Annotated in this window: 16 protein-coding genes; 11 read left to right on the forward strand and 5 right to left on the reverse strand. The window is 69.0% G+C overall.

Annotation, left to right across the window (positions count from 1 at the left end; genetic code table 11):
* Positions 1-57 precede the first annotated feature (57 nt).
* Positions 58-2,109: a DNA helicase RecQ gene (gene recQ, locus OHT21_RS27610; RefSeq protein WP_328771016.1), complete on the forward strand. Its 2,052-nt coding sequence runs from the start codon at positions 58-60 to the stop codon at positions 2,107-2,109.
* Positions 2,110-2,204: 95 nt separating this feature from the next.
* On the opposite strand, the gene fahA is transcribed toward recQ, so the two are convergent.
* Positions 2,205-3,419, reverse strand: a complete 1,215-nt coding sequence (fahA, locus tag OHT21_RS27615; protein WP_328771017.1) for a fumarylacetoacetase — start codon at positions 3,417-3,419, stop codon at positions 2,205-2,207.
* 73 nt (positions 3,420-3,492) lie between these two features.
* Positions 3,493-4,068, reverse strand: coding sequence for a hypothetical protein (locus tag OHT21_RS27620; RefSeq protein WP_328771018.1), 576 nt, complete (start codon positions 4,066-4,068; stop codon positions 3,493-3,495).
* A 239-nt stretch (positions 4,069-4,307) separates the two neighbouring features.
* Between OHT21_RS27620 and OHT21_RS27625 the strand changes: the two genes are divergently transcribed.
* The 7 genes from OHT21_RS27625 to OHT21_RS27655 all read left to right on the forward strand — a co-directional run bounded on the left by OHT21_RS27625 (position 4,308) and on the right by OHT21_RS27655 (position 11,255).
* The gene (locus tag OHT21_RS27625) at positions 4,308-5,165 is read left to right on the forward strand and encodes an HAD family hydrolase (protein ID WP_328771019.1); all 858 of its coding nucleotides are present in this window, start codon (positions 4,308-4,310) and stop codon (positions 5,163-5,165) included.
* A 313-nt stretch (positions 5,166-5,478) separates the two neighbouring features.
* A complete protein-coding gene (locus tag OHT21_RS27630; RefSeq protein ID WP_328771020.1) occupies positions 5,479-6,489 on the forward strand; it encodes a polyprenyl synthetase family protein in 1,011 nt (336 codons plus the stop codon).
* Positions 6,490-6,693: 204 nt separating this feature from the next.
* Entirely contained in the window at positions 6,694-7,098 is a 405-nt protein-coding gene (locus tag OHT21_RS27635) for a hypothetical protein (protein ID WP_328771021.1), read from the forward strand.
* Positions 7,099-7,305: 207 nt separating this feature from the next.
* A complete protein-coding gene (locus tag OHT21_RS27640) occupies positions 7,306-7,644 on the forward strand; it encodes a DUF3455 domain-containing protein (RefSeq protein ID WP_328771022.1) in 339 nt (112 codons plus the stop codon).
* Positions 7,645-7,980: 336 nt separating this feature from the next.
* Positions 7,981-9,201, forward strand: coding sequence for a LolA family protein (locus tag OHT21_RS27645; RefSeq protein ID WP_328771023.1), 1,221 nt, complete (start codon positions 7,981-7,983; stop codon positions 9,199-9,201).
* Between the two features lie 76 nt (positions 9,202-9,277).
* Positions 9,278-10,315 carry an ABC transporter ATP-binding protein gene (locus OHT21_RS27650; RefSeq protein WP_328771024.1) on the forward strand — a complete coding sequence of 346 codons (1,038 nt, stop codon included), beginning with the start codon at positions 9,278-9,280 and terminating at the stop codon, positions 10,313-10,315.
* A 109-nt stretch (positions 10,316-10,424) separates the two neighbouring features.
* Positions 10,425-11,255, forward strand: a complete 831-nt coding sequence (locus OHT21_RS27655) for an ABC transporter permease (protein WP_328771025.1) — start codon at positions 10,425-10,427, stop codon at positions 11,253-11,255.
* Positions 11,256-11,295: 40 nt separating this feature from the next.
* Here OHT21_RS27655 and OHT21_RS27660 read toward each other — a convergent pair whose 3' ends face one another.
* Complete coding sequence (locus OHT21_RS27660; protein WP_328771026.1) at positions 11,296-11,760, reverse strand: VOC family protein; 465 nt, start codon at positions 11,758-11,760, stop codon at positions 11,296-11,298.
* 182 nt (positions 11,761-11,942) lie between these two features.
* On the opposite strand from OHT21_RS27660, the gene OHT21_RS27665 reads away from it, so the two are divergent.
* The gene (locus tag OHT21_RS27665) at positions 11,943-13,586 is read left to right on the forward strand and encodes an MFS transporter (RefSeq protein WP_328771027.1); all 1,644 of its coding nucleotides are present in this window, start codon (positions 11,943-11,945) and stop codon (positions 13,584-13,586) included.
* Positions 13,587-13,635: 49 nt separating this feature from the next.
* Complete coding sequence (locus OHT21_RS27670; RefSeq protein WP_328771028.1) at positions 13,636-14,859, forward strand: 4-hydroxybenzoate 3-monooxygenase; 1,224 nt, start codon at positions 13,636-13,638, stop codon at positions 14,857-14,859.
* A gap of 3 nt (positions 14,860-14,862) precedes the next feature.
* On the opposite strand, the gene rarD is transcribed toward OHT21_RS27670, so the two are convergent.
* Together rarD and OHT21_RS27680 are read right to left on the reverse strand one after the other, a co-directional pair.
* Positions 14,863-15,774, reverse strand: a complete 912-nt coding sequence (rarD, locus tag OHT21_RS27675) for an EamA family transporter RarD (RefSeq protein ID WP_443050670.1) — start codon at positions 15,772-15,774, stop codon at positions 14,863-14,865.
* 199 nt (positions 15,775-15,973) lie between these two features.
* Positions 15,974-16,828, reverse strand: a complete 855-nt coding sequence (locus OHT21_RS27680; protein ID WP_328771030.1) for an SDR family oxidoreductase — start codon at positions 16,826-16,828, stop codon at positions 15,974-15,976.
* 90 nt (positions 16,829-16,918) lie between these two features.
* On the opposite strand from OHT21_RS27680, the gene OHT21_RS27685 reads away from it, so the two are divergent.
* Complete coding sequence (locus tag OHT21_RS27685) at positions 16,919-17,326, forward strand: winged helix-turn-helix transcriptional regulator (protein WP_328771031.1); 408 nt, start codon at positions 16,919-16,921, stop codon at positions 17,324-17,326.
* The last annotated feature ends 32 nt before the right edge of the window (positions 17,327-17,358 follow it).

Raw genomic sequence — 17,358 nt, forward strand, 5'->3', positions numbered from 1 at the left:
CGTGCGACGGGGGACAGAGCAATGAGCGGGCTGAGCGGGACTGGCGGGATGGGTGTGATGACCGAAGAGGACAGGGTCGTGGCGGGGCTTGCCGAGCAGTCCGCAGGGCTGGCCGGGCAGGCCGTGGGCCTCGGCGGGAGCACGGTCGCGGGGCTCGCGGAGAGCGAGGTGCTGGGCACGCTCCGCCGTGTCTTCGGGTACGAGGCGTTCCGCGGCGAGCAGGAAGCGGTCATCGAGCATGTGGTGGCCGGCGGCGACGCCGTGGTGCTCATGCCGACCGGCGGCGGCAAGTCGCTCTGCTACCAGATCCCGTCCCTGGTCAGACCTGGTACGGGTGTGGTGGTCTCGCCCCTGATCGCGCTGATGCAGGACCAGGTGGACGCGCTGCGGGCGCTCGGCGTGCGCGCCGGGTTCATGAACTCCACGCAGGACTTTGACGAGCGGCGCGTGGTCGAGGCGGAGTTCCTGGCGGGCGAGCTCGACGTCATCTACCTCGCGCCGGAGCGGCTGCGGCTGGAGTCCACGCTAGACCTCCTCGCCCGCGGCAAGATCTCGGTCTTCGCGATCGACGAGGCGCACTGTGTGTCCCAGTGGGGCCATGACTTCCGCCCCGACTATCTGGCGCTCTCACTGCTGGGTGAGCGCTGGCCCGACGTACCGCGCATCGCACTGACCGCGACGGCCACGGACGCGACGCACCAGGAGATCACGCAGCGCCTGGGCATGCCGGACGCTCGCCATTTCGTGGCGAGCTTCGACCGCCCCAACATCCAGTACCGGATCGTGCCGAAGGCCGACCCCAAGAAGCAGTTGCTGACCTTCTTGAAGGAGGAGCACGCGGGCGACGCGGGCATCGTGTACTGCCTGTCGCGCAACTCCGTGGAGAAGACGGCCGAGTTCCTCTGTCGCAACGGCATCGAGGCGGTGCCGTACCACGCGGGCCTGGACGCGGGCACGCGCGCGGCGCACCAGTCGCGGTTCCTGCGCGAGGAGGGCCTGGTCGTCTGCGCCACCATCGCCTTCGGCATGGGCATCGACAAGCCGGATGTACGGTTCGTCGCCCATCTCGACCTGCCGAAGTCGGTCGAGGGCTACTACCAGGAGACGGGCCGCGCGGGCCGCGACGGACTGCCCTCCACGGCATGGATGGCGTACGGCCTGAACGACGTCATACAGCAGCGCAAGCTGATCCAGTCCGGTGAGGGCGACGAGGCGTTCCAGCGGCGGGCCGCGGCGCACCTCGACGCGATGCTCGCGCTGTGCGAGACGGTTCAGTGCCGCCGGGCCCAACTGCTCGCCTACTTCGGCCAGGACGCCGAGACCACGGCGTGCGGGAACTGCGACACCTGCCTGGTCCCTCCGGAGACCTGGGACGGCACGGTCGCGGCCCAGAAGGTGCTGTCCACGGTGGTGCGATTGCAGCGCGAGCGCGGGCAGAAGTTCGGGGCGGTCCAGATCGTCGACATTCTGCTCGGGCGCAGAACCGCCAAGGTCATACAGTTCGACCACGATCAGCTGTCCGTGTTCGGCATCGGCGAGGAGCTGTCCGAGGGCGAATGGCGAGGAGTCGTACGGCAGTTGCTGGCCCAGGGACTGCTCGCGGTCGAGGGCGAGTACGGGACGCTCGTACTGACCGAGGCGAGCGGCACGGTGCTGCGGCGCGAGCGGGAGGTTCCGCTGCGCAAGGAGCCGAAGAAGCCGGTGACCACGAAGTCGGCGTCGCCCAGGGGCGAGCGCAAGCCCAAGGCCGCGGCGGTCGAGCTGCCCGAGGAGCTGGTCCCCGCCTTCGAGGCCCTGCGTACGTGGCGTGCCGCGCAGGCCAAGGAGCAGGGAGTTCCGGCGTACGTCATCTTTCACGACGCGACACTTCGGGAGATCGCCATGGTGGGGCCCACGTCCATCGTGGAGTTGGGCGCGATCAGCGGGGTCGGCGAGAAGAAGCTCGCGACGTACGGGGACGGGGTGCTCGGGGTGCTCGCCTCCCTGGCTCCGGACTCGCCCGAGTCACCGGCCGGCGCGGCCGAGGGCGGGGACTCGGGGGAGCGGGAGCCGGATCGGGAGGACTGGGGCGAGCCCGATGAGCAGGACGCGCCGGACGACTGGATATAGCGGCCGGGTGGGACGGACGGCCAGGTGAGGCAGAGCGGACGAGCAAGGCACTCACACGCTCTGGCCAGGTGAGGCACAGCAGGTGAGAGAGGTACTCACACGCTCGGTACGACCTGCCCCGTCACCTCGCCCAGTCCCACCCGGGTTCCGTTCGGCCCCGGTGCCCAGGCCGTCAGCGTGACGACGTCGCCGTCCTCGAGGAACGTCCGCTTGCCGTCGAGGAGTTCGAGGGTGTCGCGACCGTTCCAGGTCAGCTCCAGCAGCGATCCGCGTTCGCGCTCGCTGGCTCCGCTCACCGTTCCCGAGCCGTAGAGGTCGCCGGTGCGCAGGGATGCGCCGTTCACCGTCATATGGGCCAACTGCTGGGCGGCGGTCCAGTACATGGTGGAGAAGGGTGGCTCGGAGATGACGTGGCCGTTGAGGGCGACGGAGATACGCAGGTCGTAGCCGCCGGGTTCCTCGGAGGAGTCGTCCAGGTAGGGGAGCAGGGGGTGAGTGCGGGACGGGGGCGCGACCCGGGCGTCGTCCAGGGCGTCGAGCGGCGTGATCCAGGCCGACACCGACGTGGCGAAGGACTTGCCGAGGAAGGGGCCGAGGGGGACGTACTCCCAAGCCTGGAGGTCGCGCGCGGACCAGTCGTTGAGGAGGCAGAGGCCGAAGACATGGTCGCGGAAGTCGCTCAGCGGCACCCGTGAGCCCATGGCGGAGGGCGTACCCACCACGAAGCCGACCTCTGCCTCGATGTCCAGGCGGACGGACGGCCCGAAGACCGGCTCGGGGTCCGTGGGCGCCTTGCGCTGGCCACAGGGGCGTACCACGTCCGTGCCGGACACCACCACGGTGCCGGACCGGCCGTGATAACCGATCGGCAGGTGCTTCCAGTTGGGGGTGAGGGAGTCGGCGGCGTCGGGGCGGAAGATCTTGCCGACGTTGCGGGCGTGGTTTTCCGATGCGTAGAAGTCGACGTAGTCCGCGACCGTGAAGGGGAGGTGCAGGGTGACTTCGGAGAGCGGGTGCATCAGGGGTTCGACGGTCTCCCGGTGGGCGGGCACGGTCAGCCACGCCGTGATCGCTCGTCGCACATCCGACCAGGCCGTACGGCCCGCCGCGAGCAGCGGGTCGAGCGAACGGCGGGCGAGCAGCCTGACGTACGGGGAGCCGAGCGCCCGGGCCGCGCCGCCCACGTCGAGGACGTGGTCGCCCAGCCGGACGCCGACACCGCGCTCCTCGGAGTTGGCCGGGGAGAACACGCCGTACGGAAGGTTGTGCGGGCCGAAGGGATCGCCCTCGGGGACCTCGAAGGGGGGCATAGGGTGCTGCCTCGCTTTCCGTGTGGGTGGGGATCACGTTACGACGGAGTTGCGCACGGGGCGTCCGAGAGGCTTACGACTCGCCCGCCGCGGCTCGCTGCCAAGACAGGAAGTCGGCGACGAGTTCGGGCGGGTTGGCGGCCTGGGTGGCCTCCACCTCCCAGCCCGGGCAGTCCATGTCGAAGACCTGCACGGGGACGGGGCGGCCGAGGATCTCCTTGAGCCGGCCACTGTCGTGGAGGTGGCGGGCGAGGCTCGTACAGGCGTCGGCGAAGTGCTCGCCCAGTGCCTCGTACTGGTCGTCGCTCGCGTCGTCACCTTCACCGTCGAACCAGAGGCCGAGCCGCTTCACCTCGTCGACGTAAAGCGGGCTCCCGACCGGATCCTCAGGAACGTTCCCGAGCGTCTCGAACCCGTCCAGCAGCCAGCAGGCGTAATTCCAGCGGGCTTCACCCGGGTTCTCCGGCCGGGTCTCCCGCCGGTACTGGCTCTCGGTGTTGTAGCCGATCGCGACGTACGGCTGCCTGGGGTCGTAGTCGATTCGCCAGATGCGGAAGGAGACGGCGTAGATCTCGGGTTTGAGTTGGTCCGGGAAGCGTTTCAGGATCTCGGGGGCGGTCGTGCGCAGATGTTGCTGGAACGAGGTCATACGCCTTCCTCCAGGGTCCAGACGGGCCAGTGGCGGGGAGGGCCGGGCGCACCTCCCGTTTCAAGAGTTCGAGTTCGCATCGCCACAGGGGAGTTGACGCCGGGAACTCGGCGGCAAGGAGCAAGTCTGCCTGTGCGGGGATCGCCGTCGGACTGGGGTGGCGTGCGGGATGGTCGGGGTTTCGGACGACGTCCGGTTCGGGCCGGGTCGTTGGGCCGTTCGGTCCGTATTCTCTGATCATGGCCGCACCGATCGCATATTCACTTATCGCCACTGACCTGGACGGAACGCTGCTCCGCGGCGACGACACCCTCTCCGACCGGTCACGGACCGCGCTGGCGATGGCGGCCACGGCAGGAGCCCGGCACATAGTCGTGACCGGGCGCCCGGCGCCGCGCGTACAGCCGTTGCTCGCCGACTTGGGTGGTCAGGGGCTGGCGGTGTGCGGGCAGGGGGCGCAGTTGTACGACGCAGGGGCCCACCGCATGGTGTGGTCGGTGACCCTCGACCGGGAGTTGGCCGAGACGGCGCTCGGCAAGATAGAGGCGGAGGTCGGGGACGTGTACGCGGCCGTGGACCAGGACGGTGTCGACGGGCTCACGTTGATCGAACCGGGGTACGAGATGCCGCATCCGACGTTGCCGGCGGTTCGGGTTCCCCACCGCGACGACCTGTGGACGCAGCCCATCAGCAAGGTGCTTCTGCGTCATCCATGCCTGACGGACGACGAGTTGGCGTCGGCGGCTCGCGGAGCGGTCGGTTCCCTCGCCTCCGTCACGATGTCCGGACCCGGCACCGTCGAACTTCAGCCATGCGGAGTGAACAAGGCGACGGGCCTCGCCCTCGCCGCCGCCCACCTCGGTCTCACCCGCACCACAACGATCGCTTTCGGTGACATGCCCAACGACATCCCCATGTTCGACTGGGCCACCCACGGCGTAGCGATGGCCAATGCCCACCCCGACCTCAAGGCGGTGGCCGACGAGGTGACCCTCTCGAACGAGGAGGACGGGATCGCGGTCGTGCTGGAGCGGCTGTTCCGCCCTACGGCGACCGTCACGGAAGCAGCTCCTCGCGTGCGCGGGCGTACGTCCTGAGGTCTTCCTCGGGCCGGTGATCCCGAAGTGGTGGGAGCGGAACCTTCCGTGCCGTGTGCTTCGTTGTCGTTGCAGGTCGCTGGGAACATACCGCCATTGATCCGATAGGGCCTGGTCTGGACGGGCGGGCGCTCACTGTGATCGAAAGGCGACCGGATACGCTGACTTGAGTGCGAGCAGTGACACATCGACAAACACTCACAGCACGCATGACACACAGCACAGAAACAGCACACAAAGACACATCAGCAGCAGTCAGCACCAAGAGCACGCAGAGACCGCCCTTGAGAGCGTCAGCAGACAGGAGACCCTCGTGACCGTCGTCGGGCCGTTCGGGCTGAGCGTGCGGGACCAGGCTCTCGAAGCCGATGTCCAGGCCGGATTGGCGGCTGTCGAGGAAGGCCTGATCGAGGCCACCAAGAGTGAGGTCCCGTTCATCACGGAAGCCGCGCAGCACCTGGTGCGTGCGGGCGGCAAGCGGTTCCGGCCGCTGCTCGTGATGCTCGCCGCGCAGTTCGGTGACCCGTACGCGCCGGGCGTTGTGCCCTCCGCCGTGGTCGTGGAGCTGACCCACCTCGCCACGCTGTACCACGACGACGTGATGGACGAGGCGGACGTACGCCGCGGAGTGCCCAGCGCTAACATCCGTTGGGGCAACTCGGTAGCGGTACTCACCGGCGACTTCCTGTTCGCGCGCGCCTCGCACATCCTGGCCGACCTCGGGCCGGAGGCGGTCCGGATCCAGGCCGAGGCGTTCGAGCGCCTGGTCACCGGCCAGATCCTGGAGACGGCCGGACCACGCGACGGCCGCGACCCGATCGACCACTACCTGGACGTGATCGGCGGAAAGACCGGCTCGCTGATCGCCGTGTCGGGACGGTTCGGCGCGATGATGTCGGGCGCCGACGAGACCGTGGTGGACGTGCTCACGCAGTACGGGGAGCGGCTCGGTGTCGCCTTCCAGCTCGCCGATGACGTATTGGACATCGCCAGCGATTCGCACGAGTCCGGCAAGACACCGGGCACCGACCTGCGCGAGGGCATTCCCACCCTCCCCGTGCTGCGGCTGCGCGAGCGCGTGGAGCGGCTCGGGCTGGCCGAGGACATCGCGCTCGCCGAGCTGCTCGACTCGGATCTGACGGACGACGCCCGGCATACCGAGGCGCTCTCCCTCCTGCGCGCCCACCCGGCCCTGGAGCAGGCCCGCCGCGACACCGTGCGGTACGCCGAGGAGGCCCGCTCCACGCTCGCTCCGCTCCCCGAGTGCGATGCGAAGGCGGCGCTGGTGGAGCTGTGCGACGCGGTGGTGCACCGGGCGGGCTGACCCTGCCGCGCTCCCTTTTCGATCTCCTCTCTCGATCTTCTCGTCTCCTCGGTCTTCTCGAGCTCCTCGAAGTCCTCGAAGACTTCAATCCAGAGTGATGCACGTCACATAGTTGGATTGAGTCCAGACTCAGATCCACTCCGTGACAAAGCCCAGAAGCTGACGCAGGGGGTGTCAGCTGAGTTACGGGGAGAAAACAGAATCATGGGGACATTCTTTACGTCCGCGAAGCGTCGTAAGAGCCTGGTCATCTCCGGTGTCGCGGTGGTCGCCGCGGCCGGTGTCGCCGCCGCCGTCATCCCGGCGGTCGCTGACAGCGGAAACCAGTCCAACGGCAGCGCCAAGGGCAAGGGCGCCAACCACGCGCAGCACGGGGGCCAGTCCATCGAGGTGCAGAGCGGCCTCGCGGGCGGCAGTGGCAGCGGCGGCACCATCCTCGCCGCGAGCCTCAACGGTGCGAACGAGGTGCCGATCCAGGACGGCCCCGCCGTCGGTGACAAGGACGGCGCGGCGCTCCAGTTCGTGAAGGTCAAGGGCGACAAGGTGTCCGTCGCGGTCAAGTGGCGCGGCACCGGCCAGCCGCGCGGTCACCCGTTCGGGTGGGGGTAGTCAGTCAAGTCTCCCCGGCTGGGCCTGGGTTGGTATGTTCGGCTGGCTCCGCTTCGGTTCGGAGCGCGGGCGGCTCTCCTCGGTGAGTTGCCCCGGTCGCCGGGAGGGTGGTCGTCAGAGGGGCAAGTCCCCGTCAAACTCCCCGGAGTGATCCAGGGGAGAGTCTTCCACTGCTGGGGCAACCCGTAGCGGAAGAGAACTCCAAGAGTGCAAGAAGGTGGAACCGAAGCCTTCGCCCAAGGTGGTGTGTGGCCGCGATGCGCGGCCGCACCACCCAACTCCCCGTTCGCACTGCGGCTGTGGATCGCACCCGACCGCAGCGCGGTCACCGGTGCGCTGATCTCCAAGACGCCCAACGGCGACAAGAACATCCCGGAGCTGGACCTCAAGGCCACTCAGTCCGGCAAGCACCGCGGGCTGTTGGCCGGTACGGCCGAGATCCTTCGGCTGAACACTGTGGGCGGGGTGGCTCCTGCCGGGTCCTGCGAGGAGGGGACCATCGTGGGTGTGCCTTACGGGGCGGATTACGTGTTCATCAACAGGTGATCCACGGGCTGTTGAGCCGGCAGTTCAGGGCTGGCGAGCCGGTGATTTCAAGGCCTGTTCAGGCTGTGATCCATGGCCTGTTGAGGCAATGACCGACCGACTCTGAACGGAGTTACGGGCGGCGTCTCCCTCCCGACCCCTACGGGGCGAGGGAGGCGCCGCCCACTCACGTCATACCCCAGCAGTACACAGAGTTGGCTCCGAGGTCTGACGTTTCTCGTCGGCCGATTTGGTCTGATTGGAAACACCACTTCACAGGAGTTCGGGTGACAATGGCGGCCGGGGTGGACGAGTGCGTGACGGTAAGCCGCCGCCGACGACGGAGGTAGGGCACACATGGCACCGTACGAATCCGACGACAACACGAACGAGGAGCTGCGAACCGGCCGGCGCAAGGCGGCGCGGTACGTCGTTCCCGTCGCGGTGGTGGGGCTGGCGGCGGCGACCATCGGGCTGGTCCCGGCGTTCGCGGGCTCCGGCGACCCCGACCTGCCCGAGATCACCGCTGAGCAACTCATAGAGAAGATCGCCGCGTCCGACGTACAGCAGCTGTCCGGCACGGTGAAGGTCAGCACGAATCTGGGCCTGCCGGACCTGGGCGGTCTGGAGAGCAGCCTCGCTCCGGGTGGCGGCGGCGGAGCCGGTGGTTCCGAGGACGAGGGCTCCTCCGCCGATCCTTCGACCAAGCTCATGGAACTCGCGTCCGGTACGCACACGTTGCGGGTCGCGGCCGATGGCCCGGACAAGCACAAGGTGTCGCTGCTGGACGACGCCGCCGAGTACAGCCTGATCCACAACGGCGACGAGGTGTGGGCGTACGACAGCGCGTCGAACGAGGCCTTCCACATGAAGGACGCCTCCGGTGCCGCCGAGGACAAGGGCAAGGAGGAAGAGGCGCCGAAGGACGTCCCGACCACGCCCAAGGAGATGGCCGACGAGGCGCTGAAGGCGGTCGACGACACGACGTCCGTGAAGGTCGACGGCACGGCACAGGTCGCGGGCCGCGATGCGTACAGGCTGGTCATCAAGCCGAAGCAGTCCGGTTCGACGGTGGGTCAGATCACCATAGCCGTGGACTCCAAGACCGGTATGCCGCTGAAGTTCACGCTGACACCGGCGAGCGGTGGCGCGGCCGTCGTGGACGCCGGCTTCACCAAGGTCGACTTCAGCAAGCCGGATGCGTCCACCTTCGATTTCAGCCCGCCGAAGGGCGCGAAGGTCACCGAGGGTGACGAGGCGAAGGCCGAGGAGCAGGCGCGTCCGAAGGCCGAAGAGGACCTGGGCCAAGGGCTCGAAGGGTTCGAGGGGCTCAAGACCATAGGCGAGGGCTGGACCACCATCGCCCGGTTCGACACCGGCGGCGAGGGCATACCGTCGGAGGCCGGCGCCGCGGGCGGCTTCCTCGACTCGCTGGGCACGAAGGTGAGCGGCAAGTTCGGCTCGGGCACGGTCTTCTCGACCCGGCTGGTCAACGCGCTCATCACGGACGACGGCCAAGTGTATGCGGGCGCCGTCACGAAGGACGCACTGGTGAAGGCGGCCAACGCCGCCAAGTAACAGGCAGAGCACGACAGGTGGTTGGCGCCCGGCCGGAGGATTCTGGCTGGGCGCCAACAGGGAGTTGAGGGAGTCGATGGCGGAACGGTCCACCGCGGAACCGGACACCGGACCGGACTCGGGACCGGGTCCGGGGTCGGGCTCCGGGCCGGACAGTCGGCCGGATGCCGGACCGGACACGGTGATCGCCACCCGTGGGCTCACCAAGCGCTACCGCGGCGGGCAACTCGCCGTCGACGGCCTCGATCTGGCCGTACCGGCGGGCAGCGTCTTCGGCTTTCTGGGGCCGAACGGCTCCGGCAAGACCACCACCATCAGAATGCTGATGGGCCTGATCGAGCCAACCTCGGGCACGGCACGCGTCCTGGGACAGCCCATGCCGCGCGCCACCCGCACGGTGCTCCCGCAGGTGGGGGCGCTGATCGAGGGACCGGCGCTGTACGGGTTCCTGTCCGGCCGCGACAACCTCCTGCGGTACGACTCCGCCGACCCGACCGCCGATCCCCGCACGCGGCGCACGCGCGTCGCGACCGCCCTCGACCGGGTTGGACTGACGGCCGCCGCGGGCAAGAAGGCGAAGGCCTACTCGCTGGGCATGAAGCAGCGGCTCGGCCTGGCGGCGGCACTGCTCCAGCCGCGCCGACTGCTGGTCCTGGACGAGCCGACCAATGGGCTCGATCCGCAGGGGATGCGCGAAATCCGTTCTCTGGTGCGGGAGTTGGCGTCCGACGGTACGACCGTGTTCCTCTCCTCGCATCTGCTGGACGAGATCGAGCAGGTGTGCTCGCACGCCGCGGTGATGGCGCAGGGGCGGCTGATCATCCAGGGGCCGGTGGCCGAGCTGGCGGCCGGTGCCCGTGGCCGCCTGGTCGTCACGACGCCGGACCCGGGCGACGCGGCCCGCGTACTGAAGGAGCAGGGCGTGGCCGACGTCGTCGTCGAGGAGGACCGGGTGACCGGCGAGCCTCCGGACGACCGCGACCGTGACCTCGCCGAGGTGAACGCGGCGTTGGTGTCGGCAGGTGTCCGCGTACGGGGCTTCGGGCTTGAGCGGGCTTCGCTGGAGGACGCGTTCGTGGCGCTTACGGGGGAGGGCTTCGATGTCGCGGGCTGAAGCATCCGAGGCCAATGGGGTTTCGGGGATCTCTGAGGTCTCGGAGGTCACTGATATCACCGCGGGCTCCGGCACCGCCGCGGTCGTCGGCGTAAGGAAGCCGAGTCCGATGTGGACTCTCGGCCTGCTGCGCAACGAGCTGGTGACCACCCTGCGTCGGTGGCGGACGATCGCGCTGCTGGGAGTGCTGGCCGCGGTGCCGGTGCTGGTCGGGATCGCCGTGAAGATCGAGACGAGTGACGGTGGGGGAGGGGGCGGAGGCGGCGGGGGACCGGCGTTCGTCTCGCAGATCACCAACAACGGACTGTTCCTGGTGTTCACGGCGCTGGCCGCGACGCTGCCCTTCTTCCTGCCGATGGCGATCGGCGTCATCGCTGGCGACGCGATAGCGGGCGAGTCGAACTCCGGCACTCTGCGCTACCTGCTGGTCGCACCCGCGGGACGTACCAGGCTGCTGCTCACCAAGTACGCGACCACGCTGGCGTTCTGCGTCGTGGCGACACTTGTCGTGGCCGTGTCGGCGCTGATCGTGGGGGCCCTGCTGTTCCCGCTCGGCGAGCTGACGACGATCTCCGGCACGCGGATCAGCTTCGGTGAAGGGCTGGGGCGGGCGTTTCTGATCGCGCTGATCGTCGCCGCGTCACTGATCGGGATAGCGGCGCTCGGCCTGTTCATCTCGACGCTCACCGGCAGCGGCATAGCGGCCATGGCGACGACCGTGGGCCTGCTGATCACCATCCAGATCCTCGACCAGATACCCCAACTCCACGCGATACAGCCGTACTTCTTCTCGCACTACTGGCTGTCCTTCGCGGACCTGATGCGCGATCCGGTGTACTGGGACGATCTGCTCCGCAACCTCGGCCTTCAGGGGCTGTACGCGGCGGTGTTCGGCACGGCGGCGTGGGCGCGGTTCACGACGAAGGACATCACTGCCTGACCGATCACCGCCTGAGCGGCGGCTTGTATGGGTGGGGCGTTCAGTGGACGCAGAATTCGTTGCCCTCGGGGTCCGTCATGATGACCCACTCGCCGCCTGGCTCTTTCACCTCGCGCTCTACGGCCGCCCCCAGGTCCGTCAGTCGCGCGACCTCGGCCTCGTGTCGCCCGGGCTCGGTGTGTACGTCGATGTGCAGCCGGTTTTTGACGGTCTTCGGCTCCGGAACGCGCTGGAAGAGGAGCCGCCGGCCGAGGCCCGTGCCGCTCTCCTTGTCGTACGGGTCCTCCGGGTGCCGTACGGCGATGAGGTCGCGCCATGCCTTGCGGCCGTGGGACTCGACGGTGATCTCGGGCGGTACGGCGCCGAAGCCCAGCAGGCGTTCGATGAGGGCGCTGTTGTCCTCGACTTCGTAGCGGAGGGCGGCGGCCCAGAAGTCGGCCTGGGCATGCGGGTCGGCGGCGTCGATGACGAGCTTCCAGTGCAGGGGCGTGGGCGACTGAGTCATGGAGGGACGGTACGACGGATGAGGGCTTCGTACGGGGTTTTTGCGCCGCCGTGGAGTCAGCTGGCTAATCCGTTTGATGAGCCTTGGAAGCTGCCGCAGGCTGGCCGTGGTTACAGGAGAGAACTGACCTTCCGTCGACTGACCGCCTGTGCCTCGCCGCCCTCTCTCGAAGGAGTCCCGCCATGGGCACCCGCGCCTGGGCCCTGCTGCTCGTTCTCTGCGGAACGATCTTCCTCGAGGGCATCGATGTCGCCATGCTGGCCGTCGCGATCCCCTCCATCCGGGCCGATCTCGACCTGTCCACGAACGCGGCGGCGTGGGTGATCAGCGCATACGTACTCGGTTACGCCGGCTTCACCCTGCTTGGCGGTCGGGCGGCCGACCTCCTGGGCAGACGCCGGATGTTCCTCCTCTGGCTGACCGTCTTCCTAGCCTTCTCGGGTCTCGGTGGTTTCGCCACGGAGGGCTGGATGCTGATCGTGGCCCGTTTCGTCACGGGCGTCTCGGCGGCGTTCATGACTCCGGCCGCGTTGTCCCTGATCACGACCTCGTACGAGGAGGGCCCGCAGCGCAACAAGGCCCTGCTCGTCTTCGCGGGCACGGGAGCCGGCGGCTTCTCCCTCGGCCTGGTCATCGGCGGCCTACTGACCCAGCTCGGCTGGCGCTGGGTCTTCTTCGCACCGGTACTGCTCGCGGGGGCGATCCTGGTCGCGGCGGTGCGCTTGATTCCGGCCCAGACCGGCGGAGGCCGGCAGGAAGTAGCGGACGGGTGCCCCCAGCCCCGTACGACAGAAACGACCGCAGTCAACCGCGAGACCGCTGCCCACCGCGAGACTGCAGCCGCCCCCAAGACCGCTGCTGACCGTGAGACTGCAGCCGAGCGCGAGACCGCATCCGACAGCCAGATCGAAGCTGTCCGGCAGGCCGCGACCGACCACCATGCCGCAGTCGGCCACCAGGGCTTCGACTTCCTCGGCGCCGTCACTGCCGCCGGAGCCATGCTGCTCGCCGCGTACGCCGTCATACGACTTGAACACGGCCTGGAGGGCTGGCAGTTGACGGCCGGGGCGGCCGTTGCCGCCGGGCTCCTCGTCGCCGCATTCGTCATCGTCGAACGCCGCAGTCCCGCGCCCCTCGTACGCCTGGGCATCCTGCGGAAGGCATCGGTCGTACGGGCCGACCTCGGGGCGTTGCTCTTCGTCGGGGCCTTCTTCGGTTTCCAGTTCGTCGTCACGCTCTATCTGCAGGAACTGCGCGGCTGGTCCTCGCTCCAGACGGCGATAGCCCTGGTGGTGATGGGCTGCGACGCGATCCTGGCGCCGACGCTCACGCCCCGCCTGGTCAACCGGTTCGGCAACGGCCGGGTGATCCTCGGCGGCTTCGTCCTGGGGATCGTGGCGTACGGGCTCTTCCTGCCGGTCGGCATGGACTGGACGTACGCCGCGATGTTCCCCACGCTCCTCATATCGGGCATCGCCTTCGCCCTGGCCTACGGTCCGCTCACGATCGCGGCGACGGACGGCGTCACGGAGTCCGAGCAGGGCCTGGCGGGCGGCCTGCTGAACACTGCGACCCAGTTCGGCGCGGCGCTCGGCATCTCGGCAGTGACGGCGGTGTACGGCCTGGCCTCCTCCCCGCGTTCGGACCCCGAGTCCACCCTGTCCGCGTTCCGTACGGCGCTGATCGTGCCCGTGGTGATGGTGACGTTGGGCGCGCTGCTCTCGTCCTTCGGTCTGCGCGGCGGTCGGGGGAGGCGGGTGGCCGGAGTGACTGCTGAGGCGAGCGTCGGGGCTGGCACCAAACCGGCCCAGAATTCGGTGAGTTGAGGATGCGCGGCACGTCACGCAGCGCGGTAACCGCCGACATAATGTCCCCATGACGGACACCGCCGCCCCCACCTCCACAGAGCGTACGGAGCGCACCTCGGTCGTCGTCGTGGGTGCCGGTCCCGCCGGGCTCACCGTCGCCAACATCCTGCGTGCCGCCTCCGTGGACTGTGTGGTGCTGGAGGCGGAGAGCAGGGAGTTCATCGAGCAGCGGCCTCGCGCGGGCTTCCTGGAGGAGTGGGCGGTGCGCGCCCTGGAGCGGCGTGGCCTCGCCGACCGGCTGCTGGAGAACGCCCAGGTGCACAGCGAGTGCGAGTTCCGGTTCGCGGGGGAGCGGCACAGGTTCCGGTACGGCGACCTGTCCGGGCACCATCACTTCGCCTATCCCCAGCCGCTGTTGGTGACGGACCTGGTGCGCGTGTACGCGGATGAGCGGGGCGGTGACATCCGTTTCGGCGTACGCGACGTGGAGGTGCACGCCATCGACTCGGACCAGCCCTCGGTGTCGTACACAGATCCGGACACGGGCGAGCGCGTACGACTCGACTGTGCGGCCGTCGCGGGCTGCGACGGTGCGCGCGGTGTCACCCGGGCGTGCATGCCGCCGGAGCATGTCGGCATCGCCCGGCACGAGTACGGCATCGGCTGGCTGGCGCTGCTCGCAGAGGCGCCACCGTCCAACGACTGCGTCGTCTTCGGAGTCCATCCGCGGGGCTTCGCCGGGCATATGGCCCGCAGTCCGCAGGTCACCCGTTACTACCTGGAGTGCCCGCCCGGCGATGACCCCGAGAACTGGTCGCACGAACGTGTCTGGGCCGAACTCCACGAGCGGCTCGCGGCGGACGGGGCCCAGCCGCTCACCGAGGGGCGGCTGATCGAGAAGCGGGTCCTGGACATGCACAACTACGTCGCGGAGCCGATGGCGTACGGGCGGCTGTATCTGGCTGGAGACGCGGCGCACCTTCTGGCGCCGATCGGCGCGAAGGGCATGAACCTCGCGATCCATGACGCCCTGCTGCTGGGCGACGCGCTCGTCGCGTACTGCGGCAAGGGCGACGAGAGCGGGCTCAGCGGTTACTCGGCGGCCTGTCTGGGGCGGGTGTGGCAGTACCAGGAGTTCTCGATGTGGCTGTCGGACATCTACCACGGCGCCTCGTCCGGCGACCCGTTCCGGGCGGGCATCACCGCGGCCCGGCTGCGACGGACCCTCGCCTCGCCCGCCGCCGCGGCCGGGTTCGCGGGGTTGTACATCGGCAAGGACGCCGATTACTGACCCTCAGAGCCTGGGGCTGGGGCTCGAGGCCGGCCTCTGGATCTCCGGGACGTCCACCTCGGCCCCCGCCGTCTGCAGAGTCAGCCGCGCCCGGTGTGACGTCCGCAGCGCATCCCACGTCAGCAGCGACAGCGCGGCCCACACCAGCGCGAACCCGGCCCACCGCTCAGCGGGCATGGCCTCGTGGAAGTACAGGACGCCGAGCAGGAACTGCAGCACGGGTGCCAGGTACTGGAGCAGCCCGAGCGTCGACAGCGGTACGCGGATCGCCGCCGCCCCGAAGCAGACGAGCGGCGCCGCCGTCACCACACCGGTCGCGGCCAGCAGCGCCGCGTGCCCGACGCCCTCGGCTCCGAACGCCATGTCGCCCTGCCCCGCCAGCCACAGCAGATAGCCGAGCGCGGGCAGGAACTGGATCGCCGTCTCCGCGGCCAGCGACTCCAGACCGCCGAGGTTGACCTTCTTTTTCACCAGCCCGTACGTCGCGAAGGAGAAGGCGAGGCAGAGGGAGATCCACGGCGGCTGCCCGTACCCGATGGTCAGCACGAGAACGGCGGCGAAGCCGATGCCGACCGCCGCCCACTGGGCGGGCCGCAGCCGCTCCTTCAGCAGCAGGACGCCCATCGCGATGGTGACGAGCGGGTTGATGAAGTAGCCGAGGGACGCCTCCACGACATGGCCGGTGTTCACGGCCCAGATGTAGACACCCCAGTTGACGGTGATCACGGTGGCCGCGATCGCGATCAGGCCCAGTCTGCGCGGCTGCCGCAGTAGTTCGCCGGCCCAGGCCCAGCGCCGTATCACCAGCAGTGCGATCGCGACGAAGCCGAGCGACCACACCATGCGGTGGGCGAGGATCTCGACCGCTCCGGCGGGCTCGAGGAGCGGCCAGAAGAGGGGGACGAGTCCCCACATGCCGTACGCCGCGAAGCCGTTCAGCAGACCTATCCGCCGCTCACCCCTGGACTCCACCGGCACGGCCTCTCCCCTCTCGCGCGGCTGCGAGCGCGCAGCCGTTCACGACGGTAGCGCCGAACACCCCCGCCTGTCATGGCCGTATCCACGATACGGTCATTACCGGCGGGGGTGGGGTCCGCGGGGCAGGTCGAGCAGGTCAGCCCTTGAGTGCCAGCGCGATCGAGTCCGCGATCGGCGTGGTCGGGCGGCCGATCAGCCGGGACAGGTCGCCGCTGGTGACGACCAGCTCGCCCTTCTCGACGGACGCGTCCACGCCGGCGATGGTCGCGGCGACCGGCTCGGGCAGGCCGACGCCGGTCAGGATGCCCGTGTAGACCTCGACGGATACGGGGCTGTACGCGATCTCCTTGCCGGACTGCTTGGCCACCTCGGCGGCGTACTCGGCGAAGCTCCAGGCGATGTCGCCGCCCAGCTCGTACGTCTTGTTCTCGTGGCCTTCGCCCGTCAGCACGGCCACGGCGGCGGCGGCGTAGTCGGCGCGGGAGGCCGAGGAGACCCTGCCCTCGCCGGCGGCCTGGACGACGGCGCCGTGCTCGAGGACCGGGGCCAGGTTCTCGGTGTAGTTCTCGTGGTACCAGCCGTTGCGCAGCAGGGTGTACGTCACGCCGGACTCGAGGATCGCGGCCTCGGTGCCCCGGTGGTCGTCGGCCAGCGCGGCGGTCAGGCTGCCGGGAGCGCTGGTGTATGCGAGGAGCACGACCCCGGCGGCCTTGGCGGCTTCGAGAACGACCTTGTGCTGGCCCACGCGGTCGTTGCCGATCTCGCTGCCGGAGATGAGCAGCACCTTGTCGCCGGCCGAGAAGACGTTGTCGAAGGTCTCGGGAGCGCTGTAGTCGGCGACGGCTATCTTCACGCCGCGAGCCGCGTAGTCGGCGGCCTTCTCCTCGCTGCGGGCGACAGCCGTGATCTGGTCGGCCGGGACCTTCTCCAGCAGGCCTTCGATGACGAGACGGCCGAGGTGTCCGGTGGCTCCGGTGACGACGATGCTCATGATGTTGCAGCTCCTTGTTGGTGGGTATGCACTAACCCTAGGGGATGCACTAACTATTGGAAAGTACCCACTTTGAAGTAAGGTACTTGCATGGCCGTAAGCGCATCCGTCAAGACACCCGTCAACGCGTCCGTCACCAAGTGGAACGTCGAGGGCGAGGCGATGTGCCCGCACCGTCTCGTGCTGGAACACGTCACCAGCCGCTGGGGCGTCCTCGTCCTGATCCAGCTCCTGGACCGCCCGCACCGCTTCAGCGAACTGCGCCGTGCCATCGGGCGCGTCAGCGAGAAGATGCTCACGCAGACCTTGCAGACACTGGAGCGGGACGGGCTGGTCCACCGGGACGCGAAGCCGGTGATCCCGCCGAGGGTGGACTACTCGCTGACGGACCTGGGCCGCGAGGCCGCCGAGCAGGTGCAGGCGCTGGCCGACTGGACTTCGCGCCGCATGGACGCGGTGCTGAAGGCGCGCGAGGAGTATGACGCGGCCAGGGAGTAGCTCCCTCCGCGACGAGTGACGTGAGGGCCTGG

Source organism: Streptomyces sp. NBC_00286, assembly GCF_036173125.1.
GTDB lineage: Bacteria > Actinomycetota > Actinomycetes > Streptomycetales > Streptomycetaceae > Streptomyces.

Excerpts from the sequence above, each read along its gene's own strand:
- OHT21_RS27685 (WP_328771031.1), top strand. The coding sequence starts at position 16,919 with ATGGCCGTAAGCGCATCCGTCAAGACACCCGTCAACGCGTCCGTCACC.
- OHT21_RS27665 (WP_328771027.1), top strand. The coding sequence starts at position 11,943 with ATGGGCACCCGCGCCTGGGCCCTGCTGCTCGTTCTCTGCGGAACGATC.
- fahA (WP_328771017.1), bottom strand. The coding sequence starts at position 3,419 with ATGCCCCCCTTCGAGGTCCCCGAGGGCGATCCCTTCGGCCCGCACAAC.
- OHT21_RS27680 (WP_328771030.1), bottom strand. The coding sequence starts at position 16,828 with ATGAGCATCGTCGTCACCGGAGCCACCGGACACCTCGGCCGTCTCGTC.
- OHT21_RS27645 (WP_328771023.1), top strand. The coding sequence starts at position 7,981 with ATGGCACCGTACGAATCCGACGACAACACGAACGAGGAGCTGCGAACC.
- OHT21_RS27660 (WP_328771026.1), bottom strand. The coding sequence starts at position 11,760 with ATGACTCAGTCGCCCACGCCCCTGCACTGGAAGCTCGTCATCGACGCC.
- OHT21_RS27670 (WP_328771028.1), top strand. The coding sequence starts at position 13,636 with ATGACGGACACCGCCGCCCCCACCTCCACAGAGCGTACGGAGCGCACC.
- OHT21_RS27650 (WP_328771024.1), top strand. The coding sequence starts at position 9,278 with ATGGCGGAACGGTCCACCGCGGAACCGGACACCGGACCGGACTCGGGA.
- recQ (WP_328771016.1), top strand. The coding sequence starts at position 58 with ATGACCGAAGAGGACAGGGTCGTGGCGGGGCTTGCCGAGCAGTCCGCA.
- rarD (WP_443050670.1), bottom strand. The coding sequence starts at position 15,774 with ATGTGGGGACTCGTCCCCCTCTTCTGGCCGCTCCTCGAGCCCGCCGGA.
- OHT21_RS27620 (WP_328771018.1), bottom strand. The coding sequence starts at position 4,068 with ATGACCTCGTTCCAGCAACATCTGCGCACGACCGCCCCCGAGATCCTG.
- OHT21_RS27625 (WP_328771019.1), top strand. The coding sequence starts at position 4,308 with ATGGCCGCACCGATCGCATATTCACTTATCGCCACTGACCTGGACGGA.
- OHT21_RS27635 (WP_328771021.1), top strand. The coding sequence starts at position 6,694 with ATGGGGACATTCTTTACGTCCGCGAAGCGTCGTAAGAGCCTGGTCATC.
- OHT21_RS27655 (WP_328771025.1), top strand. The coding sequence starts at position 10,425 with ATGTGGACTCTCGGCCTGCTGCGCAACGAGCTGGTGACCACCCTGCGT.